Source organism: Methylorubrum zatmanii, from assembly GCF_014845115.1.
In the GTDB taxonomy this organism is placed as follows: Bacteria; Pseudomonadota; Alphaproteobacteria; order Rhizobiales; family Beijerinckiaceae; genus Methylobacterium; species Methylobacterium zatmanii.
The window spans coordinates 1-22,609 of the sequence record NZ_NKUI01000065.1 but is presented as its reverse complement, the minus strand read 5'-3'; the positions used below and the strand labels follow the sequence as shown (position 1 = coordinate 22,609).

The 22,609-nt window shown below is 66.8% G+C and carries 21 protein-coding genes and 2 tRNA genes; 8 read left to right on the top strand and 15 right to left on the bottom strand.

Features of this window, described 5'->3' with window-relative positions:
- Positions 1-13: 13 nt before the first annotated feature.
- The 9 genes from MZTS_RS09370 to MZTS_RS09330 form a co-directional block, all read right to left on the bottom strand.
- Complete coding sequence (locus tag MZTS_RS09370; RefSeq protein ID WP_192283445.1) at positions 14-985, bottom strand: type II secretion system F family protein; 972 nt, start codon at positions 983-985, stop codon at positions 14-16.
- Between the two features lie 186 nt (positions 986-1,171).
- Positions 1,172-2,143 (bottom strand): type II secretion system F family protein, encoded by a 972-nt coding sequence (locus MZTS_RS09365; RefSeq protein ID WP_192283443.1) that lies wholly within the window; start codon positions 2,141-2,143, stop codon positions 1,172-1,174.
- Positions 2,140-3,594 (bottom strand): TadA family conjugal transfer-associated ATPase, encoded by a 1,455-nt coding sequence (locus tag MZTS_RS09360; RefSeq protein ID WP_192283441.1) that lies wholly within the window; start codon positions 3,592-3,594, stop codon positions 2,140-2,142. Before MZTS_RS09360 ends, MZTS_RS09365 begins: the two co-directional genes overlap by 4 nt.
- A 44-nt stretch (positions 3,595-3,638) precedes the next feature.
- A complete protein-coding gene (locus tag MZTS_RS09355; protein ID WP_192283439.1) occupies positions 3,639-4,883 on the bottom strand; it encodes a CpaE/TadZ family protein in 1,245 nt (414 codons plus the stop codon).
- A 94-nt stretch (positions 4,884-4,977) separates the two neighbouring features.
- Positions 4,978-5,724: a CpaD family pilus assembly protein gene (locus MZTS_RS09350; RefSeq protein WP_009866197.1), complete on the bottom strand. Its 747-nt coding sequence runs from the start codon at positions 5,722-5,724 to the stop codon at positions 4,978-4,980.
- Between the two features lie 27 nt (positions 5,725-5,751).
- Positions 5,752-7,230, bottom strand: coding sequence for a type II and III secretion system protein family protein (locus MZTS_RS09345; protein ID WP_192283437.1), 1,479 nt, complete (start codon positions 7,228-7,230; stop codon positions 5,752-5,754).
- A gap of 11 nt (positions 7,231-7,241) precedes the next feature.
- Complete coding sequence (gene cpaB, locus MZTS_RS09340; protein WP_192283435.1) at positions 7,242-8,024, bottom strand: Flp pilus assembly protein CpaB; 783 nt, start codon at positions 8,022-8,024, stop codon at positions 7,242-7,244.
- Between the two features lie 200 nt (positions 8,025-8,224).
- Positions 8,225-8,743: an A24 family peptidase gene (locus tag MZTS_RS09335; protein ID WP_343068727.1), complete on the bottom strand. Its 519-nt coding sequence runs from the start codon at positions 8,741-8,743 to the stop codon at positions 8,225-8,227.
- 328 nt (positions 8,744-9,071) lie between these two features.
- Positions 9,072-9,266 (bottom strand): Flp family type IVb pilin, encoded by a 195-nt coding sequence (locus MZTS_RS09330; RefSeq protein WP_192283433.1) that lies wholly within the window; start codon positions 9,264-9,266, stop codon positions 9,072-9,074.
- Positions 9,267-9,582: 316 nt separating this feature from the next.
- Between MZTS_RS09330 and MZTS_RS09325 the strand changes: the two genes are divergently transcribed.
- From MZTS_RS09325 to nfi, 5 genes are all read left to right on the top strand, one after another.
- Positions 9,583-10,065, top strand: a complete 483-nt coding sequence (locus tag MZTS_RS09325; protein ID WP_192283479.1) for a pilus assembly protein N-terminal domain-containing protein — start codon at positions 9,583-9,585, stop codon at positions 10,063-10,065.
- A gap of 167 nt (positions 10,066-10,232) precedes the next feature.
- Positions 10,233-10,913 carry a 50S ribosomal protein L25/general stress protein Ctc gene (locus MZTS_RS09320; RefSeq protein WP_009864786.1) on the top strand — a complete coding sequence of 227 codons (681 nt, stop codon included), beginning with the start codon at positions 10,233-10,235 and terminating at the stop codon, positions 10,911-10,913.
- Positions 10,914-11,015: 102 nt separating this feature from the next.
- A complete protein-coding gene (gene pth / locus MZTS_RS09315; RefSeq protein ID WP_192283431.1) occupies positions 11,016-11,648 on the top strand; it encodes an aminoacyl-tRNA hydrolase in 633 nt (210 codons plus the stop codon).
- 181 nt (positions 11,649-11,829) lie between these two features.
- Positions 11,830-12,927, top strand: coding sequence for a redox-regulated ATPase YchF (gene ychF / locus MZTS_RS09310; RefSeq protein WP_192283429.1), 1,098 nt, complete (start codon positions 11,830-11,832; stop codon positions 12,925-12,927).
- A 12-nt stretch (positions 12,928-12,939) separates the two neighbouring features.
- On the top strand, positions 12,940-13,602 hold the full coding sequence (gene nfi / locus MZTS_RS09305; RefSeq protein ID WP_009866150.1) for a deoxyribonuclease V: 663 nt from the start codon (positions 12,940-12,942) through the stop codon (positions 13,600-13,602).
- Between the two features lie 185 nt (positions 13,603-13,787).
- On the opposite strand, the gene polA is transcribed toward nfi, so the two are convergent.
- On the bottom strand, positions 13,788-16,928 hold the full coding sequence (gene polA / locus MZTS_RS09300) for a DNA polymerase I (protein WP_192283427.1): 3,141 nt from the start codon (positions 16,926-16,928) through the stop codon (positions 13,788-13,790).
- A gap of 514 nt (positions 16,929-17,442) precedes the next feature.
- Here polA and MZTS_RS09295 point away from each other — a divergent pair.
- Both MZTS_RS09295 and MZTS_RS09290 read left to right on the top strand, forming a co-directional pair.
- Positions 17,443-17,820, top strand: coding sequence for a hypothetical protein (locus MZTS_RS09295; RefSeq protein WP_192283425.1), 378 nt, complete (start codon positions 17,443-17,445; stop codon positions 17,818-17,820).
- A gap of 194 nt (positions 17,821-18,014) precedes the next feature.
- Entirely contained in the window at positions 18,015-18,533 is a 519-nt protein-coding gene (locus tag MZTS_RS09290) for a cupin domain-containing protein (protein ID WP_343068726.1), read from the top strand.
- A gap of 53 nt (positions 18,534-18,586) precedes the next feature.
- On the opposite strand, the gene MZTS_RS09285 is transcribed toward MZTS_RS09290, so the two are convergent.
- Complete coding sequence (locus MZTS_RS09285; protein ID WP_192283423.1) at positions 18,587-19,753, bottom strand: YihY/virulence factor BrkB family protein; 1,167 nt, start codon at positions 19,751-19,753, stop codon at positions 18,587-18,589.
- A 209-nt stretch (positions 19,754-19,962) separates the two neighbouring features.
- Between MZTS_RS09285 and MZTS_RS09280 the strand changes: the two genes are divergently transcribed.
- The gene (locus tag MZTS_RS09280; RefSeq protein ID WP_192283421.1) at positions 19,963-20,679 is read left to right on the top strand and encodes a hypothetical protein; all 717 of its coding nucleotides are present in this window, start codon (positions 19,963-19,965) and stop codon (positions 20,677-20,679) included.
- A gap of 169 nt (positions 20,680-20,848) precedes the next feature.
- Here the strand turns inward: MZTS_RS09280 and MZTS_RS09275 are convergent.
- From MZTS_RS09275 to MZTS_RS09260, 4 genes are all read right to left on the bottom strand, one after another.
- Positions 20,849-20,924: transfer RNA gene (locus MZTS_RS09275), tRNA-Ala, on the bottom strand.
- 91 nt (positions 20,925-21,015) lie between these two features.
- Positions 21,016-21,091, bottom strand: a tRNA-Ala gene (locus MZTS_RS09270).
- Positions 21,092-21,306: 215 nt separating this feature from the next.
- Positions 21,307-22,104: an ABC transporter permease gene (locus MZTS_RS09265; RefSeq protein ID WP_192283419.1), complete on the bottom strand. Its 798-nt coding sequence runs from the start codon at positions 22,102-22,104 to the stop codon at positions 21,307-21,309.
- A 74-nt stretch (positions 22,105-22,178) separates the two neighbouring features.
- On the bottom strand, positions 22,179-22,609 hold a 431-nt coding region (locus tag MZTS_RS09260), incomplete at its 5' end, for an OPT/YSL family transporter (protein ID WP_192283417.1).

Below are 22,609 nucleotides of genomic sequence, written 5' to 3'. Positions count from 1 at the left end.
CCGCGCGCCGGCCTCACTGCATCAGCGCGTAGGCCTGGATACCGGCGGGCGTCAGGATCACCACGAACAGAACCGGCAGGAAGAACACGATCATCGGCACGGTCAGCTTCGGCGGGAGGGCGGCGGCCTTCTTCTCGGCCTCCATCATCCGCATGTCGCGGGATTCCTGGGCCAGGACCCGTAGGGCCTGCCCGACCGGCGTGCCGTAGCGCTCGGCCTGCATCAGCGCCGTGGTGAGCGACTTGACCGTTTCGAGGCCGATGCGCTGGGCGAGATTCTCGTAGGCCACCCGCCGCTCGGGCAGGAACGACAGCTCCGCGGTCAGGAGCGCCAGCTCCTCGGCCAGTACGACCGACTGGCTCGCGATTTCCAGGCTAACCCGGCGAAACGCGTTCTCGATCGACATGCCCGATTCAACGCAGATCAGGCAGAGGTCGAGGGCATCGGGCCAAGCGCGGCGGATCTCCGCCTGTCGCTTGGAGATCCGGTTCGACAGGTAGACCTCCGGCAGCTTCAGGCCGATGAAGCCGGCGAAAAGAGAGAGGCCGAACCGGATCAGCGGGGGCTGGTCGAGCACCTCCAACACGAACAGGTAGAACAGAGCCCCTACCGTGAGGACGATCGGCACGACGAGGCGGAAGAACAGGAAAGCGGTCTCGGCCCCGGCGCCGCGATAGCCCGCCATGGTCAGCTTGATCTTGGCGGTGTCCGTGCCGAGCCAGCGGCTCAGGTTGAACCGCTCCACCACCCGCTTCATGTAGGCCTTCGGCTCGGTGCGCAGGGTGACGCGGTTGTTCAGCCGCTCGCGCTCGCGCTGACGGATCTGCTCCCTCTCGTCGCTGACGAGCTTCATGCGTTTGCCGAGCTGATCGGTCTCGATCAGCGGCTGGATCAGGGTGAAGACCGTGGCCGCCGCCGCGATCCCAGTCAGCACCGCCGCCATGGTGCGCGGGGCGAGCGCGGTGTTGACGATATCATCCAGCATCCCTGCCCCCTGTTCTTCCGTTCCGCGCGAAGCCGCTTCGACCGCTCATCATCAGCCGGCATCTCCTTCGGCGGAGAGCGCTCCAGAGTATTTTCCATGATCCTTGGATCACGAAGCATGCTCTGGCGGCTTGAGAGTGCCGCATTGTCTCTCGCGGAAACGGCAACCATTTCCGCGGAAAATGTCCTAGACGTCGAAGCTGATCATTTTCTTCATCACGAAGATACCGAGCGCCATCCATAACCCGGAGAGCACGAGGGCGATCTTGCCGACCGCGGTGGTCCACAGCAGGGCGGTGTAGTCCGGGCTCGAAAGATAGGTGGCGAGGGCGACGAAGAAGGGCAGCGCGCCGATGATGACCGCCGAGGCCTTGGCCTCCATGCTCATCGCCTGGATCTTACCCGCCATCTTCTTGCGTTCGCGCAGCACCCGCGACAGGTTTCCGAGCGCTTCCGAGAGGTTGCCGCCCGACTTCTGCTGAATGCCGATCACCACGGCAAAGAAGTTCACCTCGGTCACCGGAACCCGCTCGCACATGCGCAGGATCGCATCCGGCATGGCGAGGCCGAGCGCCTGCGCCTCCATCGCGATCCGGAACTCGCTGCGCAGGGGCTCCTTCGCCTCGCGGGAGATCATCCGCAGGCAATCGCCCAGGGGAATACCGGAGCGCAGGCCGCGGACGATCACATCCATGGCGTTGGGCAATTCCTCGACGAAGGCCGCGACACGCCGCTTCTGCAGCCGCGAGAGCATCCATGAGGGCAGCCCCAGCGCGCCGGCGAACAGCGCGAGGCCGGCGATCAGCACGCTCTCCGACAGCACGAAGACACCGAGCGCAAGGACGAGGGCGATGACTGCGGAAACGGCGTGATATTTCCGCGGGCTCCAATCGAGACCGGCCCGGGCGAGCCGCAGCTCCAGGGTGACCTTGGTCGTGTTCTTCTTCGCGTCCAGATCCTTGAGGCTCTTGGCGACCTGCTCCCGGCGGCTCGCGGCAACGCCCCGCTCGGCGAGCGCGACCCGGGATTGGCCGAGCGCCTTGCGGCGCTGCTCGGCCCGCTTCTCGCCCGACAGGTAGGGGAGCAGAAAGACGTAGGCGAGCGCGCCCGCGGCCACCGCCACGAGGCCCGCCGCGAGCGGTCCATTGGCGGCGGTCACGGCGCATCCTCCACCGTGGCTGCCGCCGCATCGAGGGCCTCGGCCAGGGCCCGCTCCTCACCGTAATAGCGCGCCCGCTCCCAGAAGCGCGGACGGCCGATTCCGGTGGAGCGGTGGCGGCCGATCAGGCGGCCGTTGGCGTCCTCGCCGAGCACATCGTAGAGGAGCAGATCCTGGGTGATGATGACATCCCCCTCCATGCCCATCACCTCGGTGATGTGGGTGATGCGCCGGGAACCGTCGCGCATGCGCATGGCCTGGATGATCACGTCGACGGAACCGGTGATCATTTCCCGCAGGGTGCGGGAGGGCAGCGAGAAGCCGCCCATGGTGATCATCGACTCGATGCGGGCGAGGCATTCGCGGGGCGAATTGGCGTGCAGCGTGCCCATCGAGCCGTCATGGCCGGTATTCATCGCCTGCAGCAGGTCGAAGGCCTCCGGTCCGCGCACCTCGCCGACGATGATCCGCTCGGGCCGCATGCGCAGGCAGTTCTTCACGAGGTCGCGCATGGTGACCTGCCCCTGGCCCTCCAGGTTCGGCGGCCGGGTCTCCAGGCGCACGACATGCGGCTGCTGCAGCTGAAGCTCCGCCGCATCCTCGCAGGTGATGATGCGCTCGTCGTTCTCGATGAAGGCGGTCAGGCAGTTGAGCAGCGTCGTCTTGCCCGAGCCGGTGCCGCCCGAGATCACCACGTTGCAGCGGACCTTGCCGATGATCTGAAGGATCCGCGCCCCCTCCGGCGAGATCGCGCCGAAGCGCACCAGCTGGTCGAGGGTGAGCTTGTCCTTCTTGAACTTTCGGATGGTCAGCGCCGGCCCGTCGATGGCGAGCGGCGGCGCGATCACGTTGACGCGGGAGCCGTCGGGCAGGCGCGCGTCGCAAATCGGCGAGGCTTCGTCGACGCGTCGGCCGACCTGGCTGACGATCCGCTGGCAGATGTTCATCAGTTGCTGGTTGTCGCGGAAGCGAACATTGGTGAGCTGGATCTTGCCGCCGACCTCGATGAAGGTGCGGTCGGCCCCGTTCACCATCACGTCGGCAATGTCGTCGCGGGCGAGCAGCGGCTCCAGCGGCCCGTAGCCGAGCACGTCGTTGCAGATGTCGTCGAGCAGTTCCTCCTGCTCGGCGATCGACAGCACGATGTTCTTGAGGCCGATGATCTCCGTGACGATGTCGCGGATCTCCTCGCGCGCCGTCTCGCCGTCGAGCCGGGCGAGCTGCGCGAGGTCGATGGCCTCGATCAGCGCGCCGAAGATCATGCTCTTGGTGCGAAAATACTCCTCCGATTTCGGCTGCGGAGGCGACGGCGCCGGGCGGCTCGGCGGCTCCGGGCGGGCGCGTGCGGACTCCTGCTGAAGGACGGGCGGGATCGCCTCCTTCGGCGCGAGCCCGGCGGCCCGGACGGGCGGCGCGGAAGCCGGTGCGGTGCTGGAGCGTCGACCGAACATGGTGCCGCGCCTTCAGCCGCGAGAGGGGAGAGCGGAGCGCACGGTCAGGACGCCTTCTTACCGGTCAGGCGGGCGAGCAGCGGCTCGAAGAGGTTCGGCCGGGCGCGCCGGATCTCGGCCCGGCCGGTGACCGTCGCCGCGAGTTCGGAGAAGATGTCGGCAGCCTTGGAGCCGGCCTGCACCTCGGCGATCATCTGGCCGTTATTGGCCGCCGTGCCGAACAGCGCCGGATCGAAGGGGATGACCGCCTGGAGCGGCACGTCGAGGGCCTTGGCGAATTCGGCCGCCGCGATCTCGGGCCGTTTCGGGACGCCGACCCCGTTGAGGACCACCCGCGCCCGGGTATCGTTGGGCCGTTGCTGCTGGAACAGGGCGAGCAGATTCTTGACGTTGCGCAGGCTCGCCAGATCCGGCGCGGCGACGATCAGGATCTCGTCGGCGCCGATCAGCACCCGGCGCGTCCAGGCCGACCACTGATGCGGCACGTCGAGGACGATGCAGGGCACAGCCGCCCGCAGCAGATCGGTCAGGGCATCGAAGGCCGGCTCGGTCAGGTCCACGGTCCGGTCGAGGGTGGCCGGAGCCGAGAGCAGGCTCAGGTTGTCGGCGCATTTCGACAGCAGCCGGTCGAGCAGGTTGCCATCGAGGCGCTCGGGCGCGAACACCGCCTCGGCGATGCCCTGGGGCGGATCCTGGTTGAAGTTGAGGCTCGCCGTGCCGAAGGCGACGTCGAGATCGGCGATCACCGTCGCGGTGTCCTGCTCCCGCGCCACGGTCCAGGCGAGGTTGTGGGCGATGGTCGAGCTGCCGACCCCGCCCTTGGCGCCGTAGACGGCGACGGTGCGGCCCACCGGCTTCGCCCCCGGCGCCGTGAACAGATCGGACACGGCGGCGATCAGGTCGACCGGATCGACCGGCGCCATCAAGTACTCGCTCACCCCGCGCTGAATGAACTGCCGGTAGAGCATCACGTCGTTGACGTGCCCGATCACCAGAACCTTGGTGCCCTCGTCGCAGACCTCGGCGAGCTGATCGAGGCATTCGAGCGGCCGGGATTTCAGCCCCAGGAACTCGATCAGGATCACGTTGGGCGTCGGCGCCTGCCGATAGGCCTCCACCGCGGCCGCGCCGCCGCCCATCTGCACCTTCACATGGGCCTTCCGCATCCGGCGGTCGGCCGCGATGCCCTCGATCGTCGCGGCGGTCTCCGGCGTCTCGCAGAAGGCCTGGATCGTGATCCGCGGCACCGGGGCGATGATGCGCTCTTGGGTGTCGTGGCTGTCCGGCATGACGCGTGGGTTTCCGGTTCGGGTGGCCGTGCAATCGGCGGAACGTGACGCTTCGATGAGGGGCGGGCAGGCGAACGGGCCGTGCCCTCTCGCGCTAGTTGCTCTTCACGGCATCGTTGACGTTCGTCTGCCCATCCTGCCGCCATTGGGTTGACGGATCCTTGCCCTCACGCAGTTGACCGATGTCCTGGGTGCGGCGGATCGTGTCGATCCGGCCCTCGGGCCGGCCGCGCACCAGATCGACCGGGTCGGCCACCTGGGCGGCGAAATTGGCGCGCGTGGCGCAGCCGAAATTCCAGGTCGGCTCGTTCGACCAGTCGGCCCGCAGGTCGCTGGCGCCGAGGTCGCGCGGCCACAGCCCGCATTGGTCGGCAACCTTGGCCTGCATGCGCTGGAAGCTCAGGCGCAGGGGCGCGGCGAGGGCGGGATTGGCGATCGGATAATCGCCAATCCGGAATCCGCCGGCCGGCACGCCCATCTCGGCCGCCAGGCGCCGGATCGCCGCGCCGGTTCGCTCGACGGGACCGGCCAGTGCCGGCGACACTCCGCGGGGCATCTCGACCAGGAGGAGGCCGCGACCGTAGCGCCTGTATTCGACGAGGAAAGCCTCGAGATCGGCCCGCTGCCGCGGGTCGAGATGGCCGACGCCGGTGGGAAAGACGTCGAGGGTACGGTCGGCATCCGCCAGCACGATCGGGTGCCGGGTGCGCACATCGATCGGGTAGGTCGAGCCGGTCGTGGCGGCGCGATCCGTGCGGCAGGCCCCGAGCAGGCCGGCGAGCAGGATGGCGGCGAGCACGGGCCCGGCGCCGGAGACCAGGGTTCGGGTGGGGGAGGACATCCGTCTTCGATCCTGCGTGAGGCGGGGTCAGTCGGCGATGAAGCCAACCCGGCCGCGATAGGCCGGCCCGAGCGTGCCGCCGCCCACCGTGCCGTAGAGCTTGTTGAGCCGCCCGAGCAGCACCGCCTGCCCGTCCGGCGCATCCACGAAGCCGTCATCCGGCCGCTGCACCTGCCGCGCCTCCATGGGCTGCGCGATGTAGGGGGTGACCATGATCATCAGCTCGGTCTCGTCGCGCTGATAGTCGCGGGACCGGAACAGGGCGCCGAGAATCGGGAGGTTCATCAGGCCCGGCAGGCCGTTGATGGTCCCCTTGTTTTGCTGCTGGATCAGGCCGGCGGTCATCATGGTCGCGCCGGAGGCGAGTTCGACCGTCGTCTCGGAATTGCGCCGTCTCGTCGCCGGGACCGGCACGACCCGCCCGTTCAGGTTGTAGCTGAAGCTGTTCTGCGTATCGAGTTCGGTGACGTCGGTGGCCACACGGATCGAGATGCGGTTCTCGGCCAGGACCACCGGCGTGAATGACAGGCTGACGCCGTAGGGCTTGTAGACCAGCGAGATCGTACAGGCCGAACCAACAGCGCCGACCGAGCAATTGGCCGGAACCGGAATTTCACCGCCCGCCGTGAACTTGGCGGCCTCGCCGGAGATCGCCGTGAGCGTCGGCTCGGCCAGGATGCGCGAGACGCCGGCCTGCTCGAAGGCGCGCAAGGTCGCCTGGAGCGAGAAGCCGCCGGAGCGCACCGAGGCCGTCAGGGCGTTGCCGCTGGGGGTGAACGCGCCGGTGAGTGGAAAGCCCGTATTGTTCGTCAGAAAATTTCCGGTGGAGTCGAGCGGATTGAGCGCCGACCAGTTGCCGGTCGTGCTGATGCCGAACTGCTTGATCACGCTCCGTGCCACCTCGACCACCGTGACCCGGATCATCACCTGATCCTTGTTGCGGATCGTCAGGTTGTTGATGACCGCGCCCCGGGCAGCCCCCCCGGCCCCGCCGGCGATCCCGACGAAGGCGTTGGCGATGTCGATGGCCTGCTGCGCCTCGGACGCCGAGCTCACGCCGCCGGAGAGCACAAGCGAGTCGCCCACCGCCTTCACGTCGATGTGGCGGCCGGGCAAGCTCTGCTGCAGCGACTGCCGCAGGACATTGATGTCGCGGGCGATGGTGACGTCGAGCGCCGCGATCTGGCGCCCCTCGGCATCCATCACGAAGATCGACGTGGCGCCGTTCTCGATGCCGATCAGGAAGAGCTTGCGGCTGGAGCGGACGACGGCGTTGGCGACGGCGGGGTTGGCGACGAACACTTCCTTGGCATCGCGCGGCAGATCGACGATCAGCGAGCGTCCCTTGCTCAGCTCGACCCGCCGCGACTGAGCCGCTTCGTTCGGCCCGATCGTCAGGACCGGGGACGTGCCGGACAATCCGGTCTGGCCGGCGGCGGGACCGGCGAGACATGCAGCGGAGAGCAGGGCCAGGACGATGGTACGGAGGCGCGGGTCGGACGACATCGATCTCTTCCTCACCGGCGCTGCTGCTTGGAGACACCGAAGCGCACCACGGTCATGGCCCCCTCCGTCGCGACGTCCTCCTCGGAGACCGAGGCGGTGCGGTTGGAATCCTGGATGCTGCGCAGAACGAGCGAGAGCTGCCCGACCTTCTGCGCCAGCGTGACGGTCTCGGCCTGGGAGGGCGTGAGCGCGAGGGTGGCTGTCTCCGCCGTCACGACATTGGTCCCGCCCTTGTCCTGAACGATCTGACCGACGGCGAGCACGCGCACATCGGTCAGCAGGGTCTCGGCGAATTGCTCGGCGCCCTCGTTGCTCGTCTTGATGACGTCGACATGGTCGTTGGGCAGGATGAAGCCGCCGGCCGAATTCGAGCCGCGGGTATCCGTGGTGATCGCCACGGCGCGCATGCCGGGGGGCAGAATCGCCGACATGAAACCGCTGCCTGCCTTGACCAGGCGTTCGGGGCGAATCGGCTCGTTGGCGGAGAAGCCGGTTCGGACGATGGAGCCCACCGCCTCCTCCAGCCCCTTCGGCGCAGTCCGGCGCTCGATCAGGCCGGAGGAGATCGCCTGCTCCGGCCAGGGGATCCAGCGCAGGTCCTGGGGCTTGAGGGTCTGGCCCATGGGCAGCTCGGCGGCGGCCACCAGAACCTCGCTCATGGGGACCGGGGGGGCCGGCTCGACCTTGACGGCGGCCAGCGGCTCGGGCGGCTTCTCCTCGCCGCTCATCAGCAAGGCGGCGCCGCAGCCCGCGAGGATCGCGATGCCCAGAACGGCGAGACGGGCTGGTTTCATGGCGGAGGCGGGACCGAGGCGACGGCGTCGTCGCCGTCCGGCCCCGAGACTTGCCCCGCATTCGTCAAGTTAAGGTTAACCGTACGTCACCGTGCGTTTTCGTGTCTGTCCCTTGGGCGAACCGCACGAAACAATCCGCTCGGAAAATGCAAAGAGCCCCCCGAAGGCGGCCCCGTTGTCATATGCCGGTCAAGGTTCGATCAGGCCAGAACGAGTTGATCCCAGCCAACGGAGCTCGGCAGCACGATCAACGCGGCGGCGGCCAGGGCGATCCCGTAGGGAATCCCGGTTCGCGAATCGTGCAGATGGACCGCGAAAGGCAGGCGCAGAGTCGCCCGCGGGAGCGGATAGGCCCGGGCATAGAGAATGGCGAGGGTGAGCGCTCCCCCGAGGATCGAGGCGACCAGGAGATAATCCGCCAGATGCTCGATTCCGAGCCAGAGGGCGGTCCCGGCAGCAAGCTTGGCATCGCCGCCACCGATCCAACCGCGCGCGAACATGGCGAAGGCGACGACGAGGGTCAGGGCGCCAGCGGCGAGGTGAAGCGCGAGCTCGTTGAGCGCCATGCCGGATAGGAGAGCATGCAAGGCGAAGCCCAGCACGACGAGGCCGGTGACGCGGTTCGAGATCCGCATCGTGAGCAGATCGCTCGCCGCCGCGTAGGCCATGAGAAAGGGGAAGACGACGCAGAGGAGGAGATAGGCGACGGTACTAGTCACGAGTGGTTTCCTCGGTGCAGCTGAGCAGGCCTCGGCTCAAGCATTTCTCACTAATGCGGCTCTAAGTGACGCCTGCGATGCATCTAGAAACACTTATGTAAAAATCCGATCTATTCATTAAAATCATACATAATATTGAAAATAATCAAACAATCGATTCAATGCTTGTAATCAATATACAATATTAGAGCTGGTTATGCTGATTATATTTAGGGCATTTCGGCAGTGACAGGAAGCGAAGCCATTCTGCGTCGAAGCAGTCACTCCGTTCCATGTCACCGCTCGATTTGCCGACTGTTGTTCCAGACGGTGCTTCAATGCAGCCCAATCAGTTGGCAGTGCCCAATTTGGTCGTCTGGGTGTTGAGAGAAGTTCCGAGGGTTTCGAAGGCCGTGGTCAGCTTCGATCCAAAGGCCTTGAAAACAGCAACAACCGCAATACCCATCATGGCAGCAACCAGACCGTATTCGATAGCGGTGGCGCCGGACTCGTCGGCGATGAAACGCTTGGCGATGTTCTTCACGATGATCTCCACAAAATCTATTCTAGCGGGTGACCGTCGGAAGTCTTCAAAAGCTCCGAGCGGCGACGGATTGAAAGGTAATCCCGACGCGTTGCGTTTGAGTTAAATCGATCTCCGAAGCGAGCCCAGATTTGCGTGTTCGTCGATGCAGTTAATGGCCGGTTTCGACAATCGTTGGTTTTTCTGGTCAAGCGATGGTGAAGCGGCTGATCGGGAGGCATGCCCCGTGATTAGCGCTTCCTTCACCAGTTTCCTGTTCCGTTCCGGAAACTGCGACGCTCCTCCGCCGGACCTTCGCGCGACCGGACCGACCGCCATGCCCCGCCTGCGTCCCGCCCGATCCCTCATCCGCACAGCCGGACCTGCGGTGCTGACCGTGCTGCTCGCCGTCCCCGCCGGCGCGAACGAGCCGCTGCCGCAGGGAACCGTCTCGGTGCAGGTCGACAACGCCAAGGTCATCCGGCTCCCGGAAAAGACCCAGACCGTCGTGGTCGGCAATCCGATGATCGCCGACATCACCCTGCAGAAGAACGGCGTCGTGGTGCTGACGGGCAAGAGCTTCGGCAGCACCAACCTGATCGCCCTCGACGGCAAGGGATCGATGCTCGCCGAATCGACCATCAGCGTTCAGGCGCCGCAGGCCTCGATCATCACCGTGCAGCGCGGCCTCGACCGGGAATCCTATTCCTGTACGCCGAATTGCCAACCGTCAGTGCAGCTCGGCGACGCCACCAAGTACTTCACCGAAACGAGCCAGCAGGCCGAACAGCGCCGCAGCATGGCCACCGGCAACCGATAGGGCGGCGGGCGCGCGGTCGTTGCCACCGGACGCTTTTGCCTGTATGGCCCGCACGCGCCCTTGAGACACCCTTGGAGGCACGGGCGCGCTGGGGAACGGTCGGGCCGTCCGCTTCGGGCGGCCTTTGTCGTTGGCCTTAGCTCCATCCATTCGAGAAGGATCACGCCATGAGCGCCACCAAGACGCTTGAGGCCGTGGCACGCGACCGGGTCGGCAAGGGGGCCGCCCGGGCCGTTCGTCGCCAGGGCCAGATTCCCGCCGTCATCTACGGCGGCAACCAGCCGCCGCAGTCGATCGCCATCGACCTCATCCGCACCCGCACCCTGATCTACGCCGGCGGCTTCAAGACCACGCTGTTCGAGATCACGGTCGGCGGCAAGAAGACCCGCGCGATCCCGCGCGACTTCCAGCTCGACCCGGTCTCGGGCGTGCCGCTGCATGTCGATTTCCTGCGCGTCGTCTCCGGCCAGACCGTCACGGTCGACGTCCCCGTCCACTTCGTGAACGAGGATCAGGCGCCGGGCATCAAGAAGAAGGGCGGCACGCTCAACGTCGCGCTGCACACGCTCTCCCTTGAGGTGGCGCCGGACCAGATCCCGGACGCGGTCGAGATCGACCTCGCCGGCCGCGAGATCGGCGACGTGATCCACGCCTCCGACCTGCGCCTGCCGGCCGGCAGCTACACCGGCGAGCCGACCGACACGGTGGCGAACATCCTGCCGCCGACGGTGCTCGGCGCCGAGGTCGAGGCCGAGGAGGCCGCGATCGCCGAGGCGCAGTCCGCCGAGGCCGCCGAGGAGAAGGCGGAAGCCGAGGCCACCGGCGAGAAGAACGAGTCCGAGGCGTAAGCCGGAACGGGCGCCGCAGGCGCCTGCTCGACGGAAACACAGATGCCCCGGCCGCCCGGCCGGGGCATTTCCATTTGTCGGAGCACGGGACCGGGGGCGCTCATGCGGCTCATCGTCGGCTTAGGAAATCCGGGCCAGCGCTACGCGCGCAACCGCCACAATATCGGCTTCATGGCCGTGGACGAGATTGCCCGCGTCCACCGGGCGGCGCCGTTCCGCCGCCGCTTCCAGGGCGAGGCCGCCGAGGTCGTGCTCGGCACCGAGCGCGCCATCCTGCTCAAGCCCCAGACCTTCATGAACGAGTCCGGCCGCTCGGTCAGCGAGGCGCAGCGCTTCTTCAAGATCCCGCTCGCCGACGTGATCGTGCTGCACGACGAACTCGATCTCGCCCCGGCCAAGCTCCGGGTGAAGCTCGGCGGCGGCAATGCCGGACATAACGGCCTGCGCTCGATCACGGCGCTCTGCGGCAACGATTATCGCCGGGTCCGGCTCGGCATCGGCCATCCCGGCGACAAGGCGCTGGTGCATGCCTACGTCCTCAACGACTTCGCCAAGTCCGAGGAGCCGTGGGTCGAGGATCTCTGCCGCGCCACCGCCGACCATGCCCCGCTGCTCGCGGCGGGCGAGGATGCGAGCTTCCAGAACAAGGTCCACCTCGCCATGGCCGGGCGCGGCTGGGATGCGGTGAAGACCCCCGCCGAGGCCGGCCGAGCCAAGGCCAAAGACGCGAATTGACAGAGGCCCGCCGGCCCCCGATGGAACCCTCTTCCGGGCGCGGCTTCCGACCGATCACCACGGACCCTTCGGCAGACTTGCGTCGGCACGCCAACGCTTCGTCCGCTTCGGTTCTTGTCGTGTCGCAGGTTTTGATCGCAAAACCGGCGGCCCCTTTTGCGAAACCTGCTTAGGACCAGCCATGGGCTTCAAATGCGGCATCGTCGGCCTGCCGAACGTCGGCAAGTCGACCCTCTTCAACGCGCTGACGCAGACGGCGGCGGCCCAGGCCGCCAATTACCCGTTCTGCACCATCGAGCCGAATGTCGGCGAGGTCGCGGTGCCGGATCCGCGCCTCGACGATCTGGCCCGGATCGCGGGCTCCAAGGAGATCATCCCGACGCGGCTGACCTTCGTCGACATTGCCGGCCTCGTGCGCGGCGCCTCGAAGGGCGAGGGGCTGGGGAACCAGTTCCTGGCCAATATCCGCGAAGTCGATGCCATCGCCCACGTGGTGCGCTGCTTCGAGGATGGCGACGTCACCCATGTCGACGGCAAGGTCGATCCGATCGCCGATATCGAGACCATCGAGACCGAGCTGATGCTGGCCGATCTCGACAGCCTCGAGAAGCGCGTCGTCGCCCTGGAGAAGCGTGCCAAGGGATCCGACAAGGAGGCCAAGGAGTTCCTGGACCTCGTCAACCGCGCCCTGCCGCTGCTGCGCGACGGCAAGCCCGCCCGGCTGGTCGAGCGCAAGCCGGAGGAGGAGCGCCTGTTCCAGCAGCTCGGCCTGATGACCGCCAAGCCCGTGCTCTATGTCTGCAACGTGGACGAGGGCGATGCCGACAAGGGCAATGCCCATTCCCAGGCGGTGTTCGGCCGCGCCAAGGCCGAGGGTGCCGTGGCGGTGGTGGTCTCGGCCAAGATCGAGAGCGAGATCGCGGTGATGCCGGTGGCCGACCAGACCGAGTTCCTGGAAGCCGTCGGCCTGACCGAGCCCGGCCTGAACCGGGTGATCCGCGCCGGCTACGATCTGCTCGGCCTCGTCACCTACTTCACCGTCGGCCCGAAGGAGGCCCGCGCCTGGACCATCACCAAGGGCACCCGCGCTCCTGCGGCGGCCGGCGTGATCCACACCGATTTCGAGAAGGGCTTCATCCGGGCCGAGACCATCGCCTTCAAGGACTACACCAGCCTGAACGGCGAGGCCGGCGCCCGCGATGCCGGCAAGCTCCGATTGGAGGGCAAGGACTACGTGGTGCAGGACGGCGACGTGCTGCATTTCCGCTTCGCCAACTGAGGACGGACCGGCATGGAGCTTCACCCGCGCCATGCCTGGGACCTGACGCCGGCCGAGGCGGTCGCGCTCCAGCGCCGGCTTCGCACCGAGATCGTGGCCGACCGGCCCATCGATCTCGGCGCGGTGCGGCTGGTGGCCGGCGTCGATGTCAGCGTGAAGAACGAGCGCTCCCGGGCGGCGGTCGTGGTGGTGACCTTTCCGGGCTTCCTTCTCGTCGAGACGGCGACCGCAGAACGACCAACGCCGTTTCCCTACATTCCCGGCCTCCTGAGTTTTCGAGAGGGGCCGGTGCTGGAAGAAGCGTTCGGGCGCCTGCGGACAGAGCCCGACGTCTTCCTGTTCGACGGCATGGGCACCGCCCATCCCCGCCGCATCGGCATCGCCAGCCATATGGGCTTGTGGCTGGAGCGCCCGACCATCGGCGTCGGCAAGACGCGGCTCGTCGGCAGCAACGCGCCGCTCTCCGAGGAGAAGGGGGCGCATGTGCCCCTCATCGACCGGGGCGAAACCATCGGTGCGGTGGTCCGCACCCGCACGGGCACGCACCCGCTGTTCATCTCACCGGGGCATCTCGCCGACATCCCGAGCGCGGTCGAACTGGTGCTGGCCTGCTCTCCGAAGTACCGCCTGCCAGAGCCGATCCGCCTCGCGCATAACGCGGCGGGCAATTTCTGATCGCCCCGCTCCGGTGACCATGACGGTCCTCATGCTGAGGCGCCGCGCGAGGCTTAAGCCTCGAAGCACCCCGGAACGGTCGATCCCATGACATTCCTCCGCTTGGAGAAGCGTAGCGGCGTGCTTCGAGGCTGCTGACGCAGCTCCTCAGCATGAGGAGCGTTGCGCCGGCCGGAGACGGACCGTCAGTGCGCCTCCTCCCAATTCCCCGCCGCCCGCGCCTCGACCACCAGCGGCACGCTTAAGGTGAGGGCCGGCGCGGGCGCCTGCTCCATCACCTCGGCGATGACGGGAATCGTCGCCTCGACCTCGTCGTCGGGCACCTCGAACACCAGTTCGTCGTGCACCTGCAGCAGCATCCGCGCGGTGAGCCGCTTGGCCTCCAGCGCCGCTTCCATCCGCGTCATGGCCCGGCGGATGATGTCGGCGGCGGTGCCCTGGATCGGGGCGTTGATGGCCTGGCGCTCCACGCTCGCCCGCTCGGACGGGTTGTTGGAGCGGATCTGCGGATAGTGACAGACGCGGCCGAACAGGGTCGTCACATACCCCTTCTCGCGGCACGACTTCTTGGTGGTGTCGATGTAGTCGCGGATGCCGGGGAAGCGCTCGAAATACTGCTTGATGAAGGCGGACGCCTCCTCGCGGCCGATGCCGAGGCGGTCGGCCAGCCCGAAGGCCGAGATGCCGTAGATGATGCCGAAATTGATGGTCTTGGCCCGGCGCCGCAGATCGCCGGTCATCTGGTCCAGGGGCACGCCGAACATGGCCGAGGCCGTCGCCGCGTGAATGTCGAGCCCCTGCTCGAACGCCTCGCGCAGCTGCGGGATGTCGGCGATGTGGGCGAGCAGGCGCAGCTCGATCTGCGAGTAATCGGCCGAGATCAGCTTCTTGCCCTCCGGCGCGACGAAAGCGCGGCGGATGCGGCGGCCCTCCTCCGTGCGGATCGGGATGTTCTGCAGGTTGGGCTCGGATGAGGACAGCCGGCCCGTGGTCGTCGCGGCGAGCGAGAAGGAGGTGTGAACCCGGTTCGTCTCCCGGTCGGCATGCTCCTGCAACGAGTCGGTATAGGTCGATTTCAGCTTGGCGAGCTGGCGCCAGTTCAGGATCTTTTTGGGGAGTTCGTGACCGGCCTGAGCGAGCTCCTCCAACAGGGTCGCGGGTGTCGCCCATTGGCCCGACGGTGTCTTCTTGGCACCGGGCAGGCCCAGCTTGCCGAACAGGACGTCGCCGATCTGCTTGGGTGAGGAAACCTGGAATTTCTCCCCCGCATCCTCCTGAATCTCTTCCTCGAGGCGGGCCAGGATCTGCGAGAAGTCGCCGGAGAGGCGGCTCAGCATATTGCGGTCGATGCGGATGCCCGCCCGCTCCATCCGGGCCAGGACCGGCACCAGGGGCCGCTCCAGCGTCTCGTAGACGGTCACCCGGCGTTCGGCGACGAGGCGCGGCTTCATCATCCGCCACAGGCGCAAGGTGACATCGGCATCCTCCGCCGCGTAGGCCGTGGCCTTGTCGATGGCGACGCGCTCGAAGGTCACCTTGTTGCGGCCGGTGCCAGCGACATCGGCGAAGGTGATCGGCTGATGCCCGAGATGGCGGCGGGCGAGTTCGTCCATGCCGTGCCCGCCCTTGCCGGCATCGAGCACGTAGGAGATCAGCATCGTGTCGTCGAAGGGCGCCACGTCGATGCCGTAACGGTGCAGCACCGACAGATCGTATTTCAGGTTCTGCCCGACCTTGAGCGTGCCCGGATCCTCCAGCAGCGGCTTGAGCAATCTGAGGGCGGTGTCGAGGTCGATCTGCTGAGGCGGCCCCTCGGCCTCGGCCCCCTCTCCGCCTCCGTCTCCGAACAGGTCGCCCCCCTTCCCTTCCGGCTTGACATGGGCGAGCGGGATATAGGCCGCCCGGCCCGGGGCGGTGGCGAGGGAGACACCGACGAGCCCGGCCTTGGCGGCATCCAGCGCATCGGTCTCGGTATCGACCGCGATGACGCCGGCTTCGTAGGATTCGGCGATCCAGGCTTCGAGCTGCGCGACCGTGGAGATCGTCTCGTAGGCGCCGGTGTCGAAGGGCTTCACCGCTTCCGCCGCGCGAGCCGCGACCAGGGCCGAGGGCGTCGGCTCGCCGGGGCCGCGCTTCTTCGGCGCCTGATCCGGCAAATCGAGATCGGCGAAGGGATCGACCTCGCCTCCCTCCGGCGGGGCCGCGCCGTCCTTGCGCTCGGGCGCGGCGGCCGTCTCTGGATCGACCGGAACATCGTCGCCGAAGAACGGCACCGCGTCGCTGCCGCCGGCGGCATTGGTGTAGGCATGGGGCTGGGCGCCGGGCAGCAGGGCCGGATCGGGCTTCACCGCCTCGGGATCGACGTGGAGCATCTGCGCGATGCGCCGCGTCAGGGTGTTGAACTCCATCGCCTTGAGGAAGCCGACCAGCTTCTGCGGATCGGGCTGCGGCACGCCGAGTTCATCGAGCGGCACCGGCACCGGCACGTTCTCTTCCAGAGCCACCAGCCGCCGCGACAGCCGGGCCTGGTCGATATTGGCCAGCAGCGTCTCGCGGCGCTTGGGCTGCTTGATGTCCCCTGCCCGCTCCAGAAGCTGGTCGAGGCTGCCATATTCCTTGATTAGGGCGGCCGCCGTCTTGAGGCCGATGCCGGGCACGCCAGGCACGTTGTCGGAGGTGTCGCCGATCAGGGCCAGGGCATCGCCGATCTGCTCCGGCGACAGGCCCTCCCATTTGGCGATGATCGCCTCGCGGTCGAGGTTGCGCTCGGGACGGTAGCCGGGCTTGCCCTTGGCGCCGGATTCGAAATCGTAGAAGCGGATCTTGTCGGAGACGAGCTGCATCAGGTCCTTGTCGGAGGACACGATGATGACCTCGGCGCCGCGGGCCTCCGCCTGACGGGCATAGGTGGCGATCAGGTCGTCCGCCTCGTAGCGCTCCAGCTCCACCGCGTGCAGGCCGAAGGCGCGCACCGCGTCGCGCATCAGCGGCATCTGCCGCTTGAGGTCGTCGGGCGCGTCGGGGCGGTGGCCCTTGTAATCGGGGAACAGCTCCTTGCGGAACGAGCCCTCGGATTTGTCGAAGACGATGCCGAGATGGGTCGGCATCACGCCCGCCGCCCCGTCCTGCAGGAATTGCGCGATCTTGGTGCAGAACAGCCGCACGGCGCCGGTGGGCAGGCCGTCCGAGGGGCGGGTGTTGTACTTCTGGTCCTGATTGATCGACTGGAAGTAGGCCCGGAAAATGAAGGACGAGCCATCGACCAGGATCACCCGGTCGTCGGCACCGACGGGCTTGTCCGGTTGCGCTTGGATCTCGTCGGTCATCGGTCGAACAGCCATCGGCGAACGGGAGCCCAGGGCGGGCCGTGCCGATGCATAGAGCATTTTCCCCCGTCCGGGACATCGCCCCGGCGCCGGGAAATGCCGCAGGTCCCCGGCTCTCTCATCGTGGAGATCGGAGGGAGGCCGGTCGTCCCGGCTTCGACCCGGCGATACGTGACGGCTTCGAAGACCCATACCGGGACCGAAAGCGTGTTTCAGCCGCGCTGAGAAATAGAGCCCTATGTGCGCTTGTGCACCGCACGCGCCGAACGCGACCGATGGGAGGAACCCTCTGAAGCGACACACACTTCAGGGCCCGAAAAGATGTCTCGGAAACAAATTTCCGACACGATCTGGCTATTGTGCGATATAGTCATACCGCACTGCGACAAAACGTGTATTGCCCCGCGAAAGATCGACCCCAGATCGTCTCCATCGAAGACGGGAAGCAGCCCGGCCGAACGGCAATACAGCTTACGACCGGCGCGCGCTCCGCAAAACACGAAGAGGAGCGATCATGACCACCAGCACCAAGTTCACGGCCGCCCTGGCCCTGGCCCTCGGCCTCGCCGCGACCCCAAGCCTCGCCCAGTCGGTCTATTCCGACAGCGCCAGCTACAACCGGGATGGCACGCTCAACGTATGGGGCGCGCATATCGACCCGGCGCGTGACCGTGGCGGCTTGATCGGCGGTGTCGGCAATGTCGTCGGCGGTGTGACCGGTGCGGCCGGCACCATCGTCGGCGGCACGCTGGGTGCGGCGGGCGCCGTCGTCGGCGGCACGGTCGGCGCGGCCGACGAGATCGTGACGGGCTCGGTCCGCCGCCCCGGCGGCTACACCGCCTACGAGCCCGTCGGCCGTCCGGCGGCTGGCTATGGCCGCGCCACTTACTGATCGAAGAGAGGCGACGTCATCATCGCCAGAAAGGAACGGCGGGGCGCAAGCCTCGCCGTTCTCATGTGCGTGATCCCCTCCCCGATCGGGCACCGCAGGTCAGGGCGAGACGTTTCCCACCACGCACAGGGCGGCCGGCCTCTCGGCGATCCCTACAGGGCACCCTGAAGACGCGCATGACGGGAGGATCAAAAGTGACCCACGGTTTCCGCTTCAGGCGCGCCGCCCTGGCCCCTGTCCTTTTCATTCCCCTTGTCATCCCCCTCACCTCCGCGGCTGCGGCGGATGGGGCTCACGGCGATCGCGTCGGCGCCGTCACCTTGGTCGACGGCGCCGCCGTGAAATGGGAAAAGGGCCCGCCCAATCTGCCCAAGGGCACCGAGATCAGCGCCATTGCCGGCGATCCGGCGAAGCCCGGCCCCTTCGTGCTGCGGGTCAAATTCCCCGCCAACACCGTGATCGCGCCCCACACCCATTCGAAGGCGGAGACCCTGACGATCCTGTCGGGCTCGATCTTCCACCAGCACGGCACGAAGGTCGACAAGACCAAGGGCGCCGAACTCAGGACCGGCGGCTTCGTGTTTCTTCCTGAGATGATGCCGCATGCCCTGTGGACCACGGACGAGGCCGTCATCCTCCAAGTCAGCGGCAGCGGCCCGTTCGGGGTGGATTACCTCGACCCGGCCGACGACCCGAGCAAGACCAAGAACTGAGCCACCTCCAGGCACCGTCCCGACGATTGTTTGGAACGGTGCCTGGGTCAGGCTCAAGCCGCCGCTCCCACCGTGTCCGCCATGCGGGCATCGCGGTCGCCCAGGGGCTTTGGGGCGCCGACGGTCGTGTCCTTCGCCGTCTGGTGCTCGAGTTCGGCGTTCAACTGGGCGCCGAGCAGGACGATGGTGGTCGAGAGCCAGATCCAGGTCATGAAGCCGATGGCGGCCCCAAGGGAGCCGTAGGTTTTGTCGTAGCTGCCGAAGTTCGAGACGTACCAGGAGAACAGCAGCGAACCGACGAGCCAGAGGAAGGCGGCAAGCATGCCGCCGGGCGTGACCCAGCGCCAGCGCGGCGCATCCCGGCTGGGACCATACCGATAGAGCACGGCCAGCATCAGGATCACCACGACGAACAGCACCGGCCAGCGCAGCAGCGCCAGCCACCACGCATCGGCGGACAAGCCGAGGAACTGGATCGCCACCGGCACCGCGACGATACCGGCCAGGGCCAGCACGACGAAGAGCAGCGCCCCTGCGGTGAAGGCGAGTGAGACGAGGTTGAGCTTGAAGAAGCCGCGCTTTTCGCGCTCGCCGTAGACAAGGTTGAGTGCGTCGAAGACATGCTTCACCCCACCATTCGCGCTCCAGACCGACAGGGCGATGCCGATGAGAGCGGTGAGGCCGAGGGCGGTGTCGCCCTTCTCGGTCAGGCGCTTCACCTGCTCCGACACGATATCGACGCCGCCCGAGGGCAGCACGCCGCGCAGGGCCTCGATCTGTTGGTTGATGGTCGAGATGTCGGCCACCAGCCCGTAGACGGAGACCAGAGCCGCGATTGCCGGGAAGATGGCGAGCAGAACGAAGAAGGTCACGCCCGCCGAGATCAGGGTGAGCCGGTTCTCGCCGATATCGCCGTAAGTCCGCTTCAGGACGTCCTTCCACCCCTGCGCGGGCATCTCGGTCGGCGTGTCGGCGGCTCGGCCGCGATCGCGCTCGGTCTGCGCGACGCGGTGCGCGTCCCTGCCCTCATGTGACGGCGATTCCCTCCGTGCCGCATCGCCTGACGTCGATCCGGCAACGGGAGACGGCGCCTGTCGACGCGGAAGGGCGACGACACCGAGAAGGGCGGTCGCCAACGCCAATGCCCAGAGGGTGGGGTAGCGCAGCTCGCTCGACGGAGCGGCCGGCGGCTTCGGCGTAGCGTGGTCTGAAGTCGGCATCGAGTGATCGGGTCCGTCCGCCGCGGATGTTACGGGGCTGCTCGGCAACCCATTTGACCTGAGTCCGGTTCACAGGGATGTGAGCGCCGAGGCGGCAGCGTATTCACAAAATATCCACGTTTGCGCCAAGCTTTCGCCGGAACCGTTAAGATCGGGCACGGTTGACAGCGCATCGGTCGAACGCGACCGCCTCGCTTCAGGAGCCGTCGATGCCGTCGACCCTGCCTCGCTCCGGACGTCGCTTCGCGCTCGTCCTGGCCTCTTCCGCTTTGATCCTCTCTACCGTTGCCGGCGTTCACGCACAGGAAGGGGGTCTCGGCGGCCTATTCCAGCAGCTTTTCGCCCCTCACCAAGCGGCACCCACGCCGGCTCCGCCCGCACCTGCCACGTTCTACGGCGGTGGCGAGGTGAACGAGCGCTATCGCTGGCGCCGCCATCGCAGCACGACGGAGCGCAGCCGGCCGAAGGTCCGCTACGCTGCCCTGCCGAAAGAGGACGGCGACGGCATCAGCGGTAAGCAGCCGGTGGATGCCAAAGCGATCGCTGCCAACCCGACGGCAGCCTTGCTGCGGGACGAGACCCTGCGCCCCGGCGACATCGTGGTGATGCCCGGCGGTCCGAAGGTGTTCCTGGGCAGTGAAGGGCGCGGGCGCGGCACCAAGGCGGCGCGGCACCGGATCAGCGACTTCGAGGACGTCAAACGCTCGCGCTCCATCGACGCGAAGACCCGGCGCCAATTGCTGGCGATGATGGTTCCGCACGGAGCAATGCCGGCCGACGAGGCCCGCAAGGTTCTCGCCAAGGCACGCCGCCTCGCACCGCCGGATGAGATCGCCTCTCTGAACCGTCAGGCTCGCGCCGAGATGGGGACGGCCCCCACCCGGATCGTCAGTCCGTGGAACACCGCACGTCAAGGCGAACGTTGAATGCAGCCCCAGCCATCAAGTGGATGCCCGGCCGAACTCGCCACAGGCCGACCAGCGATGGGCATCGGGAGCGGAGCAAACCTGCCTCGGACATTCTCGAGGCGCCTGGTACTACCGGTGTCGGTGGGTTCAAGCTGGAGACCCTTCCGGGCCTAGCCATGGAGTGTGATGGTGGAGCCTAACGGGATCGAACCGATGACCTCTTCCATGCCATGGAAGCGCTCTCCCAGCTGAGCTAAGGCCCCATCGTCAATGGCCGAAGCCATCTTTGGATCGCGGCGATAAATTATCTCGCCGGCGACAAGCCCGGGCTTTCGCCCGATCAGGAAGTAAGATTGGTGGAGCCTAACGGGATCGAACCGATGACCTCTTCCATGCCATGGAAGCGCTCTCCCAGCTGAGCTAAGGCCCCAACCTTTATGACCGAAGGCGACTGGACCGCCTTCGGCATCGCTGTCGGCGCTGTGTGCCTCGGCGATGGGCGGTTCTATAAGCAGAGGATCGACGGGACTCAACCCCTTTTTCGACCCCGCCTCGACTTTTTGAGCCGCCTCGCAATCCGCCTGCGGCCATCGTTCCGGAGGCACGCCCGGAGGGACGGTTCCCCCGGGGATTCGCGCCCTTTGCCTATGCCTGCTGAGCGCGGACGATGAAGCGCTCCATCAGCAGACCGATGGTGAGACTGCCGAAGATGCAGCCATAAATATAGAGGTAATCAACCTGAACGGGAATGGTTGGATCGTATCCGAGGCGCACCCACTCGATAATCTGCGTAATCGGATTCCATTTCATGTAATAATACACTTCCTGAGGCATGTAACATGCCATGAAATAGACACCGCTTGTCAGATAAACCGTTAGGGTTATAACGATATATCCGATAGCCCAGCCAGGGAACACCGAACAAATCCCGACATTGATCGTCCCGACGCCGATGCCGAGGCCGATGGCGGCGAGATATCCGCAGATCGCGGTGGTCATGTCGACCGGAACCGGATCAACCCCGAAGCACAGGAGCACGACGCAGACGAGGCAGAGCCCCATGAAGCTGCTGACGATCTCCACGAGGATGCGGGCGACGACGGTATCGAACCGCTTCACCTGCGGGAAGTAGGTCAGCGGCCTGTGAATCATGAAGCCTTTCATCACCTCGCGGGAGATGTATTGAAAGGCGAGAGCGGGCAGCGCGCCCGAGGCGACGAAGAGCATCGCACTGTCGCCCATCGGCGCCTTGACGCCGCGGAAGGTCATCGCGCCGACGACGATGGCCAAGTGGGCGCAGGGCCAGAGCACCTGGACCAGATAGCCCCAGTAATTACCGCCGAAGCGGCTGCGCATATCGCGCAGCATCAAGGCGTTGAGGACGCGCAGATAGACGTCGAGATGGCTCTGACGGCGCGGGAAGGACGAGGCGTGGGCGTTCATGGGATCCGTCGCACAGGGCGGTCACGCCGCGACATTCGCCCGCAATCGCGACGAAATCGAGGAGGGCCCATGCCTTAGGATCGTCCGTGGGACTCCGTCCCATCCAGGCGGGACGCAAGGCGATAGAACGCGGCCAGCACTGCGGCGAAGACCGCGAGGCCGAGCCAGGGCCCGGCGCCGCCCAATGCGCCCGCTGCGAAGGCCAAGGAAGCGCTGCGTCCGCTCAGGGTATCGGCGGCGGCGAGCAACACCCCGACCACGCTCTCCCCGACGAGGAAGCCCGAGGCCAGCAATACGCCCCGCCTCCGGCCGCTGGCCTTCGCCGCCTCGCCCGATCGAGCGAGGCGACGCTCAGCGAGCCGCCCGACGAGGCCGCCGCAGGCAATCGTCACCACGACCTCCAGCGGCAGATACATGCCGATGCCGACCGTGAGCGCCGGGAAAGAACGGCCGCTGCGACGCAGTCGCGTCTCCAGCGTGACGAGGACCGCCCCAAGCCCCGCCC